Here is a 16,862-nt window from a genome sequence, read left to right on the forward strand (position 1 = left end):
GGTGAACTCACAACGAAAAAGAGCAGAAAACCGCGCTTTTTATCGCGCGTTCTGCATCAGCCGTTCAATCTCGGCGCGGTCGCGGTCCTTATAACCGGTATCGGATTGCGACGCACCCCCGGTCTTCGGTTGGCTGGGCACCGGCGTGGACAGGCGGTCCAGCGCCTCCTTGGCCTCCATCGCCCGCTTGGCCTGCTCGCGCGCGATGTCCATCTGCCCCACCCCTTCCTTGCGCAGAGTCTCCGGCACGAAGTCGTAGAGCATGGCGGCGCCGTTCGCCAGGAAGGGCCGGGTCTTGGCGGTTTGCAGCCAGACCGGATGCTCCGCCGTGTTGGGCACCAGCCACACGAAGAAGAGATAGGCCACCGACACCAGAATGGCACCCTTGGCCAGACCGAAGACGAAGCCGAGCGAGCGGTCGAGCGCCGACAGGCCGGAATTCTGCACGCCGCGCGACAGCGCCCGGCCGACCAGGGTCAGCACGACCAGCGAGACGATGTAGAGGCCGACGGCGGTGACGGCGTAGGCCACCATCTCCAGCTTGATCTGCGCCTGCACGAAGGGCAGGACATGCGGCAGCGCGTAGAGCGTCACCACCGCGGCACCGGCCCAGGCGGCGACCGACAGCACCTCGGCCACCAGGCCGCGCGTGAAGGCCAGCAGCGCCGCCAGCAGCAGCACCGCGATGACGGCGAGATCCGCCGGGTTGACGGGAAAATTCTCCATGGTCGTGTCGTACCCTCGTCCCTGCTCTCACTCGTCGTCGCGATGGCGCGGCCGGGCCGGCCGCGAGCCCTGCTGGAACAGCGGCAACAGTTCGCCCAGCTGCTGCAATTCCACGCTTTTCAATCCGTTGTCGGCGTTGCGTCCACGCTTGCCGGTGCGCCGCGCCGGGAAGATGGCGGAGGAGAAGCCGAGCTTCGCCGCCTCCTTCAGCCGCGTGTCGGTCTGGCTCACGGCGCGCACCTCGCCCGACAGGCCGAGTTCGCCGAACACCACGGCGTCGGCCGGCACCGGCTCCCCGGTCAGCGAGGACACCAGCGCGGCGGCGACCGCCAGATCGGCCGCCGGCTCGGTGATGCGCAGGCCGCCGGCCACGCTCAGATACACGTCGTTGGCGCCGATCTGCACGCCGCAGCGCGCCTCCAGCACCGCCAGCACCATGGCGAGCCGCGCCGAATCCCAGCCGACCACCGCGCGGCGGGGCGTGCCGAGCGGCGACGGCGCCACCAGCGCCTGCACCTCGACCAGCACCGGGCGGGTGCCCTCCATCCCGGCGAAGACGGCGGCGCCCGACACGTCGCCGCGCCGTTCGGCCAGGAACAGGGCGGACGGGTTGGCGACCTCGCCGAGGCCGCCGTCGCCCATCTCGAAGACGCCGATCTCGTCGGTCGGGCCGAAGCGGTTCTTCACCGCGCGCAGGATGCGGAACTGGTGGCCGCGCTCGCCCTCGAAATACAGCACCGTGTCGACCATGTGCTCCAGCACGCGGGGACCGGCGATCGTCCCCTCCTTGGTGACGTGGCCGACCAGCAGCAGCACGACGCCGCGCCGCTTCGCGACGCGGATCAGCTCCTGCGCGCTGGCGCGCACCTGGGCGACGGTGCCCGGCGCGCTGTCCAGCACGTCGACATACATGGTCTGGATCGAATCGATGACGATGATCTCGGGACCGTTGGCCTCGTCGAGCGAGGCGACGATGTCGCGGACGTTGGTCGCCGAGGCGAGGCTGACCGGCGCGTTGGCGCAGCCCAGCCGCTGGGCGCGCAGCCGCACCTGGTCGACCGCCTCCTCGCCCGAGACGTAGGCGCAGCGGTGGTTCTGCGCCAGCCGCGCCATCGCCTGGAGCAGCAGCGTCGATTTGCCGATGCCGGGATCGCCGCCGATGAGGATCGCCGAGCCGGGCACCAGACCGCCGCCGCACACCCGGTCGAACTCGGCGATGCCGGTCAGGCGGCGGGGCGGGGCGGCGCTCGATCCCTCCAGCCCGACGAACTCCAGCCGGCGGCCGCGCGAGACGCCCAGCCCCTTCGGCGCCGCGTCGGGGGCGGCCTCCTCGACGAGGCTGTTCCATTCGCCGCAGGCGTCGCAGCGCCCCGCCCATTTCGGAAAGGATGCGCCGCAGGCTTGGCAGACGTAGCGGGTGGTTGGCTTCGCCAAAGGTCTGGTAGTCCGATGGGGGTAAGACGGCCAACATATAGCAAGGCGTTTCCGGGAATCCTATGGCCCCGGCCGGGTCCAGCCATGAAAATGCGGGGGCTTTTTTCGGCCCGCCGAGGTGGTAGTTTACTGCGACGACGAACATTCGCACCACGACGACGAAGACCGGGGGATTTGTGGCGGACAAGGAAGGCAAGCGCATCGTCCTGCATGGACCGGAGGGGTTCGAGGCGATCCGCAAGGCGTGCCGGCTGGCGGCGGAGACTCTGGACTACATCGGCGCCTTCGTGGTGCCGGGGGTCAGCACCGGCCGCCTCGACCAGTTGATCGAGACGTTCCAGCGCGACCGCGGCGGCATCCCCGCCACCATCGGCTATCACGGCTACCCGAAGGCCTGCTGCATCTCGCCCAACCATGTCGTCAACCACGGCATCCCCAGCGACGACAAGCGGCTGGCCGAGGGCGACATCGTCAACATCGACGTGACGGTGATCCTCGACGGCTGGTACGGCGACAGCAGCCGCATGTATTTCGTCGGCGAGAAAATCGGCGTGAAGGCGCGCAATCTGGTCGACCTGACCTACCGCTGCATGATGGCCGGCATCGCCCAGGCGAGGCCCGGCAATCATCTGGGCGACATCGGCCACGCCATCCAGACGCTGGCCGAGGCGAACCGCTGCTCGGTGGTGCGCGACTTCGGCGGGCACGGCATCGGCCAGGTCTTCCACGACGCCCCGCACGTCGACCATTTCGGCAGGCCCGGAACCGGCGTCGAGCTGAAGCCCGGCATGGTCTTCACGGTGGAGCCGATGATCAACGCCGGCCGCCCCGAGGTGAAGATCCTGTCGGACGGCTGGACCACCGTGACCCGCGACCGCTCGCTGTCGGCGCAGTTCGAGCACCAGATCGGCATCACCGAGGACGGCTGCGAGATCTTCACCCTCTCCCCCGCCGGCTTCACCCAGCCGCCCTACGGAGCCGCCTGAGGTGAGCGCCGACTCCGGCGGCGAGGCCCCGCTGAAGCCCTGGACGGTGCTGGGCAGCCGCGAGCTTCTCGACGCCAGCCCCTTCCTGAAGGTGCGCGCCGAGACGGTCGAGCTTCCCGACGGCCGCCGGGTCGAGAGCTTCTATCAGGTCGAACAGCCCGACTACGCGCTGATGTGCGTCGAGACCGAAGACGGGCGGTTCGTCATGCTGCGCACCTACAAACACGGGGCGCGGCGGGTCAGCCTGACCTTTCCGGCCGGCGCCCTCTCTCCCGGCGAGGATCCGCTGGCCGCCGCCAAGCGCGAGCTGCTGGAGGAGACCGGCTACGTCTCCGACGCGTGGACCGGGCTTGGCGACTTCGTCGTGCAGGGCAACCATCGCGGCTGCGCCTGCCACATGTTCCACGCGCGCAACGCCCGAAAGGTCGCCGAGCCCGACGACGGCGACCTGGAGGAGATGCGGATCGAGCTTCGCACCCGCAAGGAACTGATCGAGGCGGCGGCGCGCGGCGACTACGCCTTCCTGCCGGTGATCGCCATGCTGGGGGCCGTGCTGCTCCCGGAACTGCGCGAGGGTCTGAGCATGGCGGCGCGGGCGCAGGGCGCCTGACCATGGTAGGGTGAGGAGCGGAACCGCAGCGGAAGGTGTGGTTATGGTTGCCCTGCGCAAGCATCGGACGATGACGGTGGCCGAGTTCCTCGCTTGGGAGGAACGGCAGAGCGAGCGTCACGAATTCCATCACGGCGGGATCGTCGCCATGGTCGGCGGAACCGTGGCGCACAACCAGATCATCGGAAACATCGACCGCAAACTGGCCCGCCAGTTGCGCGGCACTCCGTGCCGTGTTTTCCGCGAAAGCCTGAAGACCATCGCCGACGACTCGGTTTTCTATCCGGATGTCCTCGTCACCTGCGCCAAGCTGAACGACCAGGACCGTCTGGCCGCCGAGCCGAGCGTGATCGTCGAGGTGCTGTCCGACAGCACGGCCGCGCGCGACCACCTGACCAAGAGCGCCGCCTACCGCACCCTGCCCTCGCTGACGCAGTATGTGATCGTCCACCAGCGCGCCGCCGCCGTGGAGAGCCTCCGCCGCGACGGCGAAGGCTGGCTGCACGAGGTGGTTTCAGGCGAAGGCGGCATCCTGCGCCTTCCGGCGCTGGCGGTCGAGTTGCCGCTTGCGGTCGTCCACGAGGACACGGAGGTACCCTTCGCCCTCGATGGCGAATCCGCCGACGAGGAGGAGCGATGACGATGGAAGCCTTCAACGCCGACCGGCTGATCGCGCTGCTCGGCCTCCAGCCGCACCCCGAGGGCGGGTTCTACGTGGAGACCTACCGCGCTCCCGCCGAGGGGCGCGGCGCGGTGACGGCCATCTACTTCCTGCTGAATGCCGGCGAGCGCTCCCATTGGCACAAGGTGGACGCCGTCGAGATCTGGCTGTGGCACGGCGGCGCGCCGCTGGAACTGTCGATCCACGACGGGTCCGAAGCCGAGACACGGGTTCACACGCTCGGCATGGACCTCGCGGCGGGCGAACGGCCGCAGGCGGTGGTGCCGGTCGGCGCGTGGCAGTCGGCGCGCAGCCTGGGGGATTGGTCGCTGGTGAGCTGCACGGTGGCGCCGGCCTTCGAGTTCGCCGGCTTCACCCTGGCCCCGCCGGGCTGGGAACCGGGGCCGGCCTGACGCCGGCCCCCTCCCGTCACTCCTTGGCGTAGGGATTGTTGCCCTTGCGCAGCAGCAGCCGCAACGGCACGCCCGGCAGGTCGAAGCTATCGCGCAGATGACCGATCAGGTAGCGCTGGTAGCTCTCCGGCAGGTCGAGCGGCTTGTTCACGAACAGCGCGAAGGTCGGCGGGCGCGACTTCACCTGGGTCACGTAGCGGATCTTCACCCGGCGCCCTTCGATCAGGGGCGGCGGGTGGTGGTCGAGCACGCCCTCGATCCAGCGGTTGAGCTGCGAGGTCGGGATGCGCCGGTTCCACACCGTGTAGGTGTCGACGATGGCGTCCAGCAGCGTGCCGAGCTTCTGGTTCCTCAGGGCCGAGATGGTGACGACCTTGACGCCCTTGATGTAGCCGAGCGCCGCCTCCAGCTTGTCCTCGACCTGCCGCAGCGCCATGGCGCGGTCGTCGACGATGTCCCACTTGTTGACCGCGATGACCAGCGAACGGCCCTCCGAGATCACCATGCGGGCGATGTTGAGGTCCTGCTTGTCGAGGATCGCCTCGGCATCGACCACCAGCACCACAACGTTCGCCATGCGGATGACGCGCAACGTGTCGGCGACGGCCAGCTTCTCGACCTTCTCGTCGACGCGGGCGCGGCGGCGCATGCCGGCGGTGTCGACCAGCTTGAAGCGGCGGTCGCGCCATTCCCAATCGACGCTGATCGCGTCGCGGGTCATGCCGGCCTCCGGCCCGGTCAGCACCCGCTCTTCGCCGACGAGACTGTTGAGCAGGGTCGACTTGCCGACGTTGGGACGGCCGACGATGGCGATCTGGATCGGCTTGGTCTTGTCCTCTTCCGGCTCCGGCTGGTCGCCGATGGGGATCGGTCCCTCGTCGGACGCGTCGGCGGCGGGGGCCTCGGTTTCCGGCTCGTCCTCGGCCTCCTTCGGAACGAAGGGCAGCAGCCCCTCGACCAGATCGGCCATGCCCTCGCCATGCTCGGCGGAAAGCGGGATCGGGTCGCCCAGCCCAAGCTCGTAGGATTCGTAGAGCCCGGACTTCGACGCCTTGCCTTCGGACTTGTTGGCGACCAGCAGGACCGGGGTCTTGCTCTTGCGCAGGATGGCGGCGAAATGGCGGTCCATCGGGGTCACGCCGGCGCGCGCGTCGATGATGAACAGCGCGACGTCGGCGCGTTCCAGCGCCTGCTCGGTCTGGCGGCGCATGCGCGCCTCCAGGCTGTCGTCGGTGACGTCCTCGAGCCCGGCGGTGTCCACCACCGTGAAGGACAGGCCGCCGACGAATCCGGGCGCGGAGCGCCAGTCGCGGGTGACGCCCGGCGTGTCGTCCACCAGGGCCAGCTTCTTGCCGGCCAGGCGGTTGAACAGGGTCGATTTGCCGACATTCGGCCGACCGACGAGAACGACTGTGAACGACATGGCGCCAGGCTTTTCCTAAAAACAGACGAGAAGCATCAACGGAACGCGGCAAGCGTCCCGTTGTCGCACAGGACATAGAGAGTGTTGTTGGCAACGACCGGCGGCAAGTAGGCGGCCGCCGGCAGCTTGCGGGTGACCTCGACCGCGCCGTTGTTCGGCGACAGGCCGAGCAGCTGGCCGTTCGAGCCGGCCACCCACAGGCGGCCGCCGGCCAGCACCGGCCCCGCCCAGGTGATCGGGCCGGTCTTGTCCTTGGGATCGTCGTAGCGGTCGAGCGGAGCCACCCAACGGGCACGGCCCGCCTGACGGGTCACCGCCACCAGTTCGGCGTCGTTGGTCACGGTGAACAGATAGTCGCCGGCCAGCCACGGGGTCTGGGTGCCGCCGATCTCGGCCTCCCACACCCGGTTGCCGATCCGCTCGTCGATGGCGACCATGCGGCCGGAATGGCCGATGGCGTAGACGATGCCACGGTCGATCACCGGCAGGCCGCGGATGTCGGCGAGGTTGCTGAGGGCCCCGGTGCGGCGGATGGCGGCGAGGCTCTCCTGCCACGCGACGCGGCCGGTCTCGGGCCGCAGCCCGAACAGCTCGCCCGACGAGTAGGGGGCGACGACCAGGGTCGACGTCGCGGCCGGGCTGGCGGCGCCGAGCAGGCCGGCGGTCTCCAGGATGCCCTGCTGCGACCATTGCACGGTGCCGTCGCCGGTCGACAGGGCGACGATCTGGTTGTCGAGCGTCAGCACGAGGACCCGCCCGCCCGACACGGTCGGAGCGCCGCGCACCGGGCCGGCGACGCGCTTGCGCCACAGGATCGAGCCGTTGGCCGGATCCATCGCCATCACCTCGGCGAAGCCGGTGGCGGCGTAGAGGCGTCCGTCGGCGTAGGACACGCCGCCGCCGGTGGCGCCGCCCCGCTCATGCTCGGGCTTGGTGTCGACGCGCCACAGCGACCGGCCGGTCTGCTCGTCGAGCGCCGCGACATGCGCGTCGGCGTCCATGGCGAAGATCTTGCCGTCGGCGACCACCGGAACGCCCAGCAGGGCGCGCGAGCTGCTCGACCCGCTGCCGATGTCGCCGCGCCACGCCTCGGACGGGCTGGCCGCAAGGGCGAGGTGGCCCATGGCGTGGTCCGGCGTGCCGCCCGCCTGCGGCCAGGCGACGTTGGCGGCCGGCGGCGGCACGGTGACCGCGACGTCGGCCAGACGGGCGTCCGGCTCGATCTTGCGCTCGCGGGTCAGGACGGAGACGCGCTGCCCCGGCAGCGGCGGTTCGGGGGTCTTGCCGAACCAGTCGCCGACGGTGTCGCAACCGCCCAGCAGGACGGCGAGCAGCGAAGCGGACAGGAGCGCCGAACGGCGCAGAGGACGGGCCGTGGTCATTCGTCAGGTCTTGCCGTAGAGGGAGGCGAGGTCGGCGGCGCGGGAGCGGACGCCGCTCGGCGCCTGCTGGTCGTCGGCCAGTTGCTGGAAGAGGCCGCGCGCCTTGGCGGTGTCGCCGCTGCGGGCAGCCAGCAAGGCGGTCAGCTCGCGCGCGGTGAAGCGCCACGGGCTGCTGTCGGCGGTCAACGGCTGGAGCCTGGCGGTGAGCTGGGCGGCGTCGCCGCTCTCGACCCGCTGCATCGCCCCCAGCAGGGTGGCGAGGTCGCGGTAGACCGGATCGACGGCGCTGTTGGCGGCGATGCCGTCATAGATCGTCGCGGCGTCGGCCGGCTTGCCCTGGCGCAGCAGCAGCGCCGCGGCGTTGAACTGGGCGAAGGCGGCCATGCGCGGGTCGGCGCTGCCGGCGTAGGCGGCGAGCGCCTCGACGCCCTTCTCCGGCCCCTGCGCGGTCTGCGAGATGGCGGTGACGAGAGCCGCGGTGTCCTGCTGCTGCTTGGAAGCCTGCCAGTTGCGCCACGCGGTGTAGCCGCCGGTTCCGGCGACCAGAAGCACGGCGGCGGCGATCATGGCGCCGCCATACTTCTTGAACACATGCTCCGCGCGATCGCGGCGCAGATCCTCGTCGACTTCGCGGAAAATATCGCTCATGGCGCTGCGGTGCGGTCCTTGTTCGTGCGGCCGGGACGGCGGCGCGGTCTCGGGTCGGGCGGAACGGCACCCCCGGCTGGCCGGAGGGGCCTGTCCGCGCCATCACAGGGCCGGATAGCATTGGGTACCACGCCCGGTCAAGTGCGCACGGCGCCCCGCCCCCCATGCCCCCTGGGGATTCGGATGGCTGAATAGGCGAAAGGCCGTACGGGACGACGCCCGCACGGCCTTTTTTCAGCGCACCACCCGATGTCAGCGAAACACGGAGGGAAACGAGGTCGCCCCGGAAACCGTCAGGCCGTCATCGCCGCGGCGGCGATCACCGCCTGCGTGCGGTTCTTGACGCCCAGCGACTTGAAGATGGCGGTGACGTGGATCTTGACGGTGCCTTCCGACAGACCCAGTTCATAGGCGATCTGCTTGTTCGACTTGCCCAGCCGCAGGCATTCGAGAACCTCGCGCTGGCGCTGGGTCAGGCCGTAGCCGCCGCTGCGGTCGGCGACGTCCAGCGGCGAGCGGCGGCGCGGCGCCGCGTCCATGCTGGCCGTCAGGGCGCCCGGCGGGACATAGATGCCGCCGGAGAAGACGAGGTTCAGCGCGCCCATCATGACCTTGACGCTGCTGGATTTCGGAATGTAGCCGGTGGCGCCGTGGTCGAGCGCGCCGCGGATGTCGCCCAGCGCCTCGGAGGCGGAGATGACGACGATGGGAACCCCCGGCTGCAAGGCCTGGACGTCGCGCAGACCGTCGAAGCCCGGCCAGTTCGGCATGTGCAGATCCATCAGCACGATGTCGTAGGTGATGTCCGACCGGCAGCGGTCGAGCAGTTCGTTGAAGGTCCCCGCCTCGATGAAGGTGGCATCGCCATGCAGCTGCTCGAGCAGCCGCCGCAGCCCTTCACGGAACAGCAGATGGTCGTCACCGATCAGGATTTTCATGATCCCCGTCACCCTCGTTCGCCGCCCCTTGCGGGCCTCGCCTTCGCGTCCGGTAAGCCCCCGCGGCCCCCGGATCGTCTCGCTCGCCTTAACTGGCTTGGGTGATTGATACCACGATCGGAAGAGGGGCTGTATATCGACAAGGGCCATAGGTCATTAGCCGCCGCACCGCGCCATGACCGAACCATACGGCAGAGCGCGCCCAAGCATTGCCCCGGCCATAAGTCATAGATTCGCGGCAGGAAACCCGATTCGGGACTGAGCCCGTCCAATCGAAGCACTCGAAAAGGCAAGAATCGTCTCCGTTCGCGCAGGGAATCGTCTTGGAACCTTTGCGAAGCGATCCCGTTCGTGTGGGCAGAGCTGAACTAACCCCGAATCGAGGGCGCGGAGGGTTAGGCCCAACCGTTCGAATCTCCCGGAAGGATCCCTGTACCAACGCGCAATCGGCTGTGACCCGTTCAGCACACAACATTCCAGAGGTGTTACCGTCCCGAAACAAGAAGCGACCATCCTGGCTGTGCTTGACGATCTCGGTTGATAATCCATCGTTCGATTTACGTGCCACCTCATCAATTTCTAAATTATTCCAGGACCACCAGCGAACTCTTCTCTTTTACAGGCATACTTGGAAGATTTTATGAAATATCGGGATTGCGCGTGCCTGGGCCGGCCGAACACACGGTCGGTTTTCCATTCAACCGAGACGCAGGCGGCAATGCCCGGTTCGGGCTGGCCGTGGATGCCTCCTCCAGACAGAGCTGACCCATGCACACACATCATGAGTACGCCCATGAGAAAGCATCGAACCAGACCCGCAACGCGGTGACCCCCATGCATGTCTGCCTGATCCTCGACAACAACGCGCTGACCGAAACCGTGGTGCAGGCGCTCGACCGTGGCGGCCGCCATCGGGTGACGGTGCTGCACGACATCACCGACCTGACGCAGAGCGCGCTGACGCCGGACGCCATCCTGATCGGCCTCCAGCAGTTCACCGCGCTGCGCGAGAACGAGCCGATGGTCTATCTGCGCCTGTCGCGGCGGTCCCGGATCGTCGTGGTGCTGTCGTCGCGCGAACTGCTCGACGCCGCCCACATCCTGGCCTTCGCCGACGCCTGGGTGTTCGAGGATCTCAACGTCGACCGCATCAACGAGTTGCTGGACCTCGGGCTGGAGGGCCATTGCCTGATGCCCAAGCAGTTCCTCTCGCGGCTGGGCGTCGACGAAATCCGGCTCAGTCTGCTGCCCCGCCTGTCCGACCCGGAATACGAGACCCTGCGCCTGCTGGGCCAGGGGCTGAACAACCGGACCATCGCCAACGCGCTGGACCTGTCGGAGGCGGTGATCAAGTCGATGGTGCGCAGCGTGCTGTCCAAGCTCCATTTCCGCAACCGGACCGAGGCCGGGGTCTTCGCCGCGCGCCAGCAGGGCGCCCTGCAATCGGCGCGCGACGGGGTCGTGCCCCCCCACATGCACGCCGCCCAGCAGCAGCGCGCGGCGGGAGCCTAGCCCCGCCGGCCTCCCCCCACGGCCCATCGGCTTCGAAGCCCTCCGGATCACAAGTCCGGAGGTTTTTTTGCGACGTCCCCACGGTCACGTCCCTTGCGCGCCCCCCGGCATCCGGCCGGGTCGCGGGTTTCGGCAAGGGACGCCCCGGCAAGGGACGCCCACGCGAAAAGCCCCTCCTCCTGATGGAAGAGGGGCTTCTCGCGGTCGAGCCGTGGTGGGGAACGGTTACTGGTGGGCCGCCGTCACGGCGGCCGCCACCACGCCGGCGCCGGCCAGTTCGCCGCCGATGCCGTTGTTGAGCGCCCAGATGGCGGCCTGGGTGCGGTTGGAGGCGTTGATCTTGCGCAGCAGGCTCTTCAGGTGGACCTTCACCGTCGCCTCGGTGATGTTCAGGTGGTTGGCGATCATCTTGTTGCTGTCGCCGTTCAGCAGGCAGCGCAGGATCTGCACCTCGCGCTGCGACAGCCCCTTGCGCGACACCGGCATCTCGGTGCCGTTGCCGTTGACCCGGCCGGAGATCAGAAGCGCGGCCAGATGGGTCGGGAACACCTTCTCGCCCATCATCACCAGCTTCAACGACTGGGCCAGAGCGTCGGACGACAGGTCCTTCATCAGGTAGCCGTCGGCCCCCGCCTCAAGCGCGTTGGCCAGACGGCGGGTGCAGAGGTCGCTGGTCAGGATGACCATGCGGGCGTCCGGCAGTTGGGCGCGCAGGCGGCGCATCCCTTCCGCCTCCTCGTCGCCGCCGTTCTGAAGGTCGAGCAGGACGAGCTGTGGACGCAGGCCGTTCTCGACGCTGTTCAGCGCCTCGCGGAGGTTGCCGGCCTCGGCGCCGATCTGGAACGGCGAGTCGTCGAGCAGCCGCTTCAATCCCTCGCGGAACAGCTTGTTGGAGTCGATCAGAAAAGCACGCACTGTGTCCATGGTCAGCTCCCGCGAATTTGGATCGATCGTCGTGACACGGCGGACCAGAAAACGATTCCGATCGTGTGGGCGTCCGGCTATCCGAACCGTCCGGCACCGCCCTCCTTCGAAGTCTTCGGCCTACCAATATTTAGGGTGAGCTTACCCCCGTGTCGTGTCCTACGTTACCACTCTCCGGAGTTAAAAGAAGAACGCATTGGACATATGCGCAAAGCCACGACCTCTTGAAGGTGTAAACGGCCTCGTTGAAAGTATTCGTCTCACCCCATCGAAAAGGTTATTCTTCGTGACAACCACCACTTATTTGTCAATAAAAACGCGCATTGGGTGATGTGGATTCTAAAAATAGCGCCGTGAATTGCAGAAAAGCCGCTGCGCGGAAGGCCGCGCCATCCCCTCCTCCCATCCGGGACCATAGCCTTTCGGCGTAACGGCCGCCCCCTGCCCGAGCGCCCGCCCCACCCCTTTTCCGCGTCCTCCGACCGGCCTTGACGAGCCGCCCCCGCCCATGCGCTTCTGCGGCCGCGAATCGCGGGGATGGCATGACGGGCTGGCAGATCATCGGGGCGGGAATCGCCGGCTATCTCCTGCTTCTGGCGCGCAGCGCCTGGAAGCAGGGGGAGTTCCGCCAGTTCCTGCGCAGCCTCGCGATCGTCGCGATCCTCTGCGGCGCCATCGCGGGCATCGTGGCGGCTGTCATCCTGCTCGATTCGCCACCCTAGACGGGTCGCTCCGTGCAACGGAAAAGGCCCTCCCCCGGCGACGGGGAAGGGCCTCTGAGTCGGGCCGGATCGGGAATGGATCAGATCTGGCCGCGCTCGTTCGCCTGACGCATCAGGACATACTGGCGCATCATCTGGTTGCGGAAGCGGTAGCGCTCCCGCCCGGGCTCGATCACCGGGGCCAGCACCGCGCCATGGTCCTCGCGGGTCAGGCGCTTCAGCAGGTCGAGCATCTCCCGGCTCGGCGGCTCGCCCCCCTCCCCCGCCAGATCGGCCGGGTCGAAGGTGCCGTAGGCGTCGGCCGGGCACAGACCGGCGGCGAGCAGCGCGTCCTCCAGCTCGCCGCGCCGTTCGGCGGCCAGGGCGCGGGCGTAGCTGTCGACGATGCCGCGCTCGGCCTCCTGGAGACAGCGGGCGACGGCGTAGGCCAGATCCGAACGCTCCACGATGTTGCTGCCGCGGCTGACCGCGCTGCGCGCCGCGTGCAACCCCAGAAGCTGGGCGTAGTAGGGAAGCCCGCGCACGAACTCGGCGATCCGCTGCACCACGTCGGGCGCAAAGCCGATGCCGGCGTTCTCCGCCCCGGCCTGGATCAGCCGGCCGATCTCCTGGTCGGTCATCAGCGGCAGATGCACCGGCACCAGCGAACGCTGGATCGACGGATGCTTGCCGAGAAGCTGGTCGAGATTCTCGGCGACGCCGACCACCAGCAGGGTCACCGGGATCGAGCTGTCGGTCAGGTTCTTGAACAGCTCGGCCAGCTTGTTGCGGAAATCCTCGTCGGTGACGCGGTCGTACTCGTCGAGGATCAGCAGCACATGGGTGGCGTGGATGCCCGACAGCACCTCGTTCAGCTCGGTGACGCTGAAGGTGCCGTCCGGCAGCAGCTCGTTGAAGCTGGCGAAGTTGCGCCGCGCCGCGAAGGGGTTGTCCGCCCCGGAGCGGTAGTAGGTCGAGGGGATCTTCTTCAGGAAATGCCGGAAGATGTCCTCGAAGCTGAGTTCGGCGCTGCACGTCAGCTTCAGCGACAGGTAGCCGGCCTGGGCGGCGATCTTCTCGATGCCGTTGGCGACGGAGGTCTTGCCGCGCCCGCGGTCGCCGTAGAGGATGACGTGCGCCCGCTCCTCCTCGATGGCCGAGATGATCCGGCGCAACGTGTCGCTGCGGCCGATGAACAGGCCGTTGAGCTGCTGCTTGGGCCGCGTCGGGGTGAAGGCCTCGCGCAGCAGGCCGTTCAGTTCCGGCGTCAGCCCCTTCAGCATGGCCGGCGCGTTCACCCCCATGCCGCCGCGGAAGCCGCCGTTGACGGTCATGGTGAAGCGCGGCAACTCGGTGTCGCCCGCATCGCCGCCGCCGGGCGCCGGGAACATGCGCCCGCGATGGTCGCCCGTGGCGTCCTGGCCGAGAATGTCCGGCTGGCGGGGCGCCGCCGGTCCGCGCATTCCATCCATCCCGCGCATCCCGTCCCCGCGCATCCCATCGACGGGCCGCAGATGGGAGGGACCGGGCGGACGGGCGAAGCCGTGATGGGCCGAACCCGCCGCCGGCGCGCCGCCGGCGGGGGCACCGCCGCCCAGACCGCCGCCCGTTATGCCGACGCCGCCAGCGGCGCCTGCTGCCGGTACTCGCTCGTCCGCCGCCGTGGCCGTCCGCCGTTTCCGAAAGAAGTTGCGCATCCGTCCCAGTCCTCACGCTTGTCGGCGTTTGCGGCACCGGCCCCGGCAAGCGCTTGTTTCAGCGAGGGAACCGATCCGCGTCTACCCGATGTAAGCGATGCGGCCGGCGGGATGGGTTGGGATTTCGGATATCATACCGACGCAGCATCGCCCTTCCGGCGAATCCGTTCGGATGAGGGGGCGGCCCCCGTCTCATCCCACCAGCAGCGGGCCGACCATGATCCAGCCGTAGAGGCTGGCCAGCAGCACCGCGAGCGTCACGCATTCACGCACGAAAGCCAGAACCGTCATGCCACCCTCCAATGTTCGCGTTGTGTTCCTTCCTGATACCAGAACGAACGGGGTGCGGCAACGGGTAAGTTCCGATTATGTTCCTATTAAAATCCCTATGCGTTCCTATTCGGGATGGAAATGGGATAGGGTGTGGTTCTTTTCGGAAAGGTAACAAAAAGGCCGGCGGGACCACCGAAACCAAGGGATCAGGACGGATTGGGAGCGTCGTCGTAACGGATCAGATCCATCCAGGCGCGCTCCAGCCGGCGCAAGGTGCGGTAGGTCGTCTCGAAATCGGCGCCGTCGGTCTCGCTGCGCACAAGGTTGTCGGCACGCGCGGCCTCCAGCCGCCTCAGACCTTCGCAGGTGGCGAGGCCGCGCTCCGACAGGCGCAGCCGGGCGGCGCGGCGGTCGCGCTGCGACGGCGTGCGGTCGACATAGCCGGCCTCGACCAGATGCTTCAGATTGTAGGAGGCGTTGGACCCCAGATAATAGCCGCGCTCCAGCAGGTCGCGGACCGACAGTTCCTCGTTCCCGATGTGGAGCAGCATCAACGCCTGGGTCGGGCTGAGGTCGGTGACGCCGATCCGCGCCAGTTCCATCCGCAGAACATCGAGAAACCGCCGCGTGATGCTCTCCATGACGCGGCCGAGGTCGGTGTAGACCGCCGGGGTCGCCGCACTCTGCATGATCGTGCTTCCTGTTGCCGTAGCCCTGTCCGTCCCCAAGGGGGAACGCGAAGGGGACGGCGATGCCCGCCATTCCCCTGGCCCGCCACGATGAAGGGCTTTTGTCGCGAATTGGGGAGACAAACTTGGGACGCCGGAAACGGTCGCGGCCGGAGCCGGAACATCAGGTCGGCGGCAAGAGGTTCGAAAAGATTTTGACACGGATGAACACGGATGCCGGCTGCGCCGGCTCACGGATGAACGGGATGGGGACGACATCCGTGTTCATCCGTGGATATCCGTGTTCATCCGTGTCTGAAAAGTGGATGTCCGGAGACCACGCTCACAGAGTGCCGGCGTAGGCCCCGCCGTCCAGCAGGATGTTCTGCCCGGTCATGAAGCCGGATCGGGCGGAGCAGATCCAGGCGCAGGCGGCGCCGAACTCGTCGGGGTCGCCGAAGCGTCCGGCCGGGTTGCTCTGGCGGCGCAGGTCCATCTCCTCGTCGATGCTGCGGCCCGACGCCTTGGCGCCGCCCTCCATGGTCTTGCGCAGGCGGTCGGTCTCGAAGGGGCCGGGCAACAGGTTGTTGATGGTGACGTTGTGCTTGACCGTCTGGCGCGACAGCCCGGCGACGAAGCCGGTCAGCCCGGTCCGCGCCCCGTTGGACAGGCCGAGGATCGGGATCGGCGCCTTCACCGCGCCCGAGGTGATGTTGACGATGCGGCCGAAGCGGCGGCCGATCATGCCGTCGACCGTCGCCTTGATCAGCAGGATCGGCGCCAGCATGTTGGCGTCGAGCGCGCGGATCCAGTCCTCGCGCTCCCAGTCGCGGAAGTCGCCCGGCGGCGGACCGCCGGCGTTGTTGACGAGGATGTCCGGCTCCGGACAGGCGGCGAGCGCGGCGGCCCGTCCCTCCTCGGTGGCGATGTCGCCGGCGGCGGTGGTCACGGTCACGCCGGTGGCGGCGCGGATCTCGGCGGCGGCGGCCTCCAGCGCGTCGGCGCTGCGGGCGGTCAGGGTGACGTGGACGCCCTCCCTGGCCAGGGCCAGCGCGCAGGCCTTGCCCAACCCCTTGCTGGCGGCGCAGACGAGCGCGCGGCGGCCGGCGATGCCCAAATCCATGGCGTATCCTCCCTATCGTCGTGTCGCTACTATCGTGTCCTTGGCCGGTGTTCCAGTTCGGCCAGAACCTCGCGGGCGAGCGGGACCGTCACCCGGCGGTGCCCCGCCAGCGAGGCGTGGTCGAGCGCCGCCACCAGGGTGCGCGCGGAATCCAGCGAGCGCTCCATCCGCGTCAGCAGGTAGGTGACGACCTCCAGCCCCGGCCGAAGCTGGCGGTCGGCGAACAGCTTGACCAGCACGGCGGCGAGCAACGCGTCGTCGGGGGCCGCGACCTCGACCGCCGGCGCGCCCTTGATGCGCGAGCGCAGGTCGGCCAGCCGCGCCCGCCAGCGCGACGGCGCCTTGCGGGACAGCAGCAGCAGATGGCCGCCCTGCTCGCGGGCGAGGTTGTAGAGGTGGAACAGCGCCTCCTCCCGCGCCGGCTTGCCGGCGACCTTGTCGGCCTCCTCGACCACCACGGCGTTGGCGGCGGCGAGCAACTCCGGCAGGTCGGCGGCGTCGAGGCTGGCGCCGCTGGCGATGACCGCGTGGCTGCGCGCCCGCCAGACATGGCCGAGATGGGTCTTCCCGCAGCCCGCCGGTCCATACACGGTCAGGGCCGGCGCCGGCCAGGACGGCCAGCGGTCGAGCCACGCCACCGCGTCGGCGTTGCTGGGCGCCACGAGGAAATCCTCGCAGCCCATCGCCGTCCGGTGCCCGAGGTCGAGCGGAATCTGTGCCGGCAAGCTCATCGGGAACTCAAG

The 16,862-nt window shown here is 68.6% G+C and carries 17 protein-coding genes; 6 read left to right on the plus strand and 11 right to left on the minus strand.

The window, feature by feature from the left end; translation table 11 throughout:
- Positions 1–39 precede the first annotated feature (39 nt).
- Both J2847_RS03590 and radA read right to left on the minus strand, forming a co-directional pair.
- Entirely contained in the window at positions 40–726 is a 687-nt protein-coding gene (locus J2847_RS03590; protein WP_085556656.1) for a CvpA family protein, read from the minus strand.
- 27 nt (positions 727–753) lie between these two features.
- On the minus strand, positions 754–2,160 hold the full coding sequence (radA, locus tag J2847_RS03595; protein ID WP_209777047.1) for a DNA repair protein RadA: 1,407 nt from the start codon (positions 2,158–2,160) through the stop codon (positions 754–756).
- A gap of 176 nt (positions 2,161–2,336) precedes the next feature.
- On the opposite strand from radA, the gene map reads away from it, so the two are divergent.
- Genes map through J2847_RS03615 form a run of 4 tightly spaced genes read left to right on the plus strand, consistent with a single transcriptional unit; the run spans position 2,337 to position 4,830 of the window.
- The gene (map, locus tag J2847_RS03600) at positions 2,337–3,146 is read left to right on the plus strand and encodes a type I methionyl aminopeptidase (RefSeq protein ID WP_209777048.1); all 810 of its coding nucleotides are present in this window, start codon (positions 2,337–2,339) and stop codon (positions 3,144–3,146) included.
- Position 3,147: 1 nt separating this feature from the next.
- Positions 3,148–3,756, plus strand: coding sequence for an NUDIX hydrolase (locus J2847_RS03605; RefSeq protein WP_325169322.1), 609 nt, complete (start codon positions 3,148–3,150; stop codon positions 3,754–3,756).
- Positions 3,757–3,799: 43 nt separating this feature from the next.
- Positions 3,800–4,396 (plus strand): Uma2 family endonuclease, encoded by a 597-nt coding sequence (locus J2847_RS03610; RefSeq protein ID WP_209777050.1) that lies wholly within the window; start codon positions 3,800–3,802, stop codon positions 4,394–4,396.
- Positions 4,393–4,830, plus strand: a complete 438-nt coding sequence (locus J2847_RS03615) for a cupin domain-containing protein (RefSeq protein ID WP_209777052.1) — start codon at positions 4,393–4,395, stop codon at positions 4,828–4,830. The genes J2847_RS03610 and J2847_RS03615 overlap by 4 nt, the downstream gene beginning before the upstream one ends.
- A 16-nt stretch (positions 4,831–4,846) precedes the next feature.
- On the opposite strand, the gene der is transcribed toward J2847_RS03615, so the two are convergent.
- The 4 genes from der to J2847_RS03635 form a co-directional block, all read right to left on the minus strand.
- Positions 4,847–6,253 carry a ribosome biogenesis GTPase Der gene (gene der / locus J2847_RS03620; RefSeq protein WP_209777054.1) on the minus strand — a complete coding sequence of 469 codons (1,407 nt, stop codon included), beginning with the start codon at positions 6,251–6,253 and terminating at the stop codon, positions 4,847–4,849.
- A gap of 35 nt (positions 6,254–6,288) precedes the next feature.
- The gene (locus tag J2847_RS03625) at positions 6,289–7,635 is read right to left on the minus strand and encodes a PQQ-like beta-propeller repeat protein (protein ID WP_209777055.1); all 1,347 of its coding nucleotides are present in this window, start codon (positions 7,633–7,635) and stop codon (positions 6,289–6,291) included.
- A gap of 3 nt (positions 7,636–7,638) precedes the next feature.
- Positions 7,639–8,283 carry a tetratricopeptide repeat protein gene (locus tag J2847_RS03630; protein ID WP_209777057.1) on the minus strand — a complete coding sequence of 215 codons (645 nt, stop codon included), beginning with the start codon at positions 8,281–8,283 and terminating at the stop codon, positions 7,639–7,641.
- A gap of 293 nt (positions 8,284–8,576) precedes the next feature.
- Complete coding sequence (locus tag J2847_RS03635; protein ID WP_085556647.1) at positions 8,577–9,221, minus strand: response regulator transcription factor; 645 nt, start codon at positions 9,219–9,221, stop codon at positions 8,577–8,579.
- A gap of 768 nt (positions 9,222–9,989) precedes the next feature.
- Here J2847_RS03635 and J2847_RS03640 point away from each other — a divergent pair.
- Positions 9,990–10,733, plus strand: a complete 744-nt coding sequence (locus J2847_RS03640; protein ID WP_233474254.1) for a response regulator transcription factor — start codon at positions 9,990–9,992, stop codon at positions 10,731–10,733.
- 225 nt (positions 10,734–10,958) lie between these two features.
- Here the strand turns inward: J2847_RS03640 and J2847_RS03645 are convergent, their stop codons facing one another.
- Positions 10,959–11,657 carry a LuxR C-terminal-related transcriptional regulator gene (locus J2847_RS03645; protein ID WP_209777059.1) on the minus strand — a complete coding sequence of 233 codons (699 nt, stop codon included), beginning with the start codon at positions 11,655–11,657 and terminating at the stop codon, positions 10,959–10,961.
- 542 nt (positions 11,658–12,199) lie between these two features.
- Here J2847_RS03645 and J2847_RS03650 point away from each other — a divergent pair.
- Complete coding sequence (locus tag J2847_RS03650) at positions 12,200–12,379, plus strand: hypothetical protein (RefSeq protein WP_209777060.1); 180 nt, start codon at positions 12,200–12,202, stop codon at positions 12,377–12,379.
- Positions 12,380–12,459: 80 nt separating this feature from the next.
- Here J2847_RS03650 and J2847_RS03655 read toward each other — a convergent pair whose 3' ends face one another.
- The 4 genes from J2847_RS03655 to J2847_RS03670 form a co-directional block, all read right to left on the minus strand.
- On the minus strand, positions 12,460–13,830 hold the full coding sequence (locus J2847_RS03655; RefSeq protein WP_233474255.1) for an AAA family ATPase: 1,371 nt from the start codon (positions 13,828–13,830) through the stop codon (positions 12,460–12,462).
- A gap of 704 nt (positions 13,831–14,534) precedes the next feature.
- A complete protein-coding gene (locus tag J2847_RS03660; RefSeq protein ID WP_209777062.1) occupies positions 14,535–15,017 on the minus strand; it encodes a MarR family transcriptional regulator in 483 nt (160 codons plus the stop codon).
- 322 nt (positions 15,018–15,339) lie between these two features.
- Entirely contained in the window at positions 15,340–16,119 is a 780-nt protein-coding gene (locus J2847_RS03665; protein WP_209777063.1) for an SDR family oxidoreductase, read from the minus strand.
- A gap of 29 nt (positions 16,120–16,148) precedes the next feature.
- Positions 16,149–16,850 (minus strand): HdaA/DnaA family protein, encoded by a 702-nt coding sequence (locus J2847_RS03670; RefSeq protein WP_209777065.1) that lies wholly within the window; start codon positions 16,848–16,850, stop codon positions 16,149–16,151.
- Between the last annotated feature and the right edge of the window lie 12 nt (positions 16,851–16,862).

The sequence above is a fragment of the Azospirillum agricola genome (genome assembly GCF_017876095.1).
Lineage (GTDB): Bacteria > Pseudomonadota > Alphaproteobacteria > Azospirillales > Azospirillaceae > Azospirillum > Azospirillum agricola.

What these genes read in the sequence shown, in the direction of transcription:
- J2847_RS03650 (WP_209777060.1), top strand. Translation starts at nt 12,200, where the DNA reads ATGACGGGCTGGCAGATCATCGGGGCGGGAATCGCCGGCTATCTCCTG.
- J2847_RS03630 (WP_209777057.1), bottom strand. Translation starts at nt 8,283, where the DNA reads ATGAGCGATATTTTCCGCGAAGTCGACGAGGATCTGCGCCGCGATCGC.
- J2847_RS03660 (WP_209777062.1), bottom strand. Translation starts at nt 15,017, where the DNA reads ATGCAGAGTGCGGCGACCCCGGCGGTCTACACCGACCTCGGCCGCGTC.
- J2847_RS03640 (WP_233474254.1), top strand. Translation starts at nt 9,990, where the DNA reads ATGCACACACATCATGAGTACGCCCATGAGAAAGCATCGAACCAGACC.
- J2847_RS03655 (WP_233474255.1), bottom strand. Translation starts at nt 13,830, where the DNA reads ATGGATGGAATGCGCGGACCGGCGGCGCCCCGCCAGCCGGACATTCTC.
- J2847_RS03635 (WP_085556647.1), bottom strand. Translation starts at nt 9,221, where the DNA reads ATGAAAATCCTGATCGGTGACGACCATCTGCTGTTCCGTGAAGGGCTG.
- J2847_RS03610 (WP_209777050.1), top strand. Translation starts at nt 3,800, where the DNA reads ATGGTTGCCCTGCGCAAGCATCGGACGATGACGGTGGCCGAGTTCCTC.
- J2847_RS03615 (WP_209777052.1), top strand. Translation starts at nt 4,393, where the DNA reads ATGACGATGGAAGCCTTCAACGCCGACCGGCTGATCGCGCTGCTCGGC.
- J2847_RS03645 (WP_209777059.1), bottom strand. Translation starts at nt 11,657, where the DNA reads ATGGACACAGTGCGTGCTTTTCTGATCGACTCCAACAAGCTGTTCCGC.
- J2847_RS03590 (WP_085556656.1), bottom strand. Translation starts at nt 726, where the DNA reads ATGGAGAATTTTCCCGTCAACCCGGCGGATCTCGCCGTCATCGCGGTG.
- J2847_RS03670 (WP_209777065.1), bottom strand. Translation starts at nt 16,850, where the DNA reads ATGAGCTTGCCGGCACAGATTCCGCTCGACCTCGGGCACCGGACGGCG.
- J2847_RS03625 (WP_209777055.1), bottom strand. Translation starts at nt 7,635, where the DNA reads ATGACCACGGCCCGTCCTCTGCGCCGTTCGGCGCTCCTGTCCGCTTCG.
- J2847_RS03665 (WP_209777063.1), bottom strand. Translation starts at nt 16,119, where the DNA reads ATGGATTTGGGCATCGCCGGCCGCCGCGCGCTCGTCTGCGCCGCCAGC.
- der (WP_209777054.1), bottom strand. Translation starts at nt 6,253, where the DNA reads ATGTCGTTCACAGTCGTTCTCGTCGGTCGGCCGAATGTCGGCAAATCG.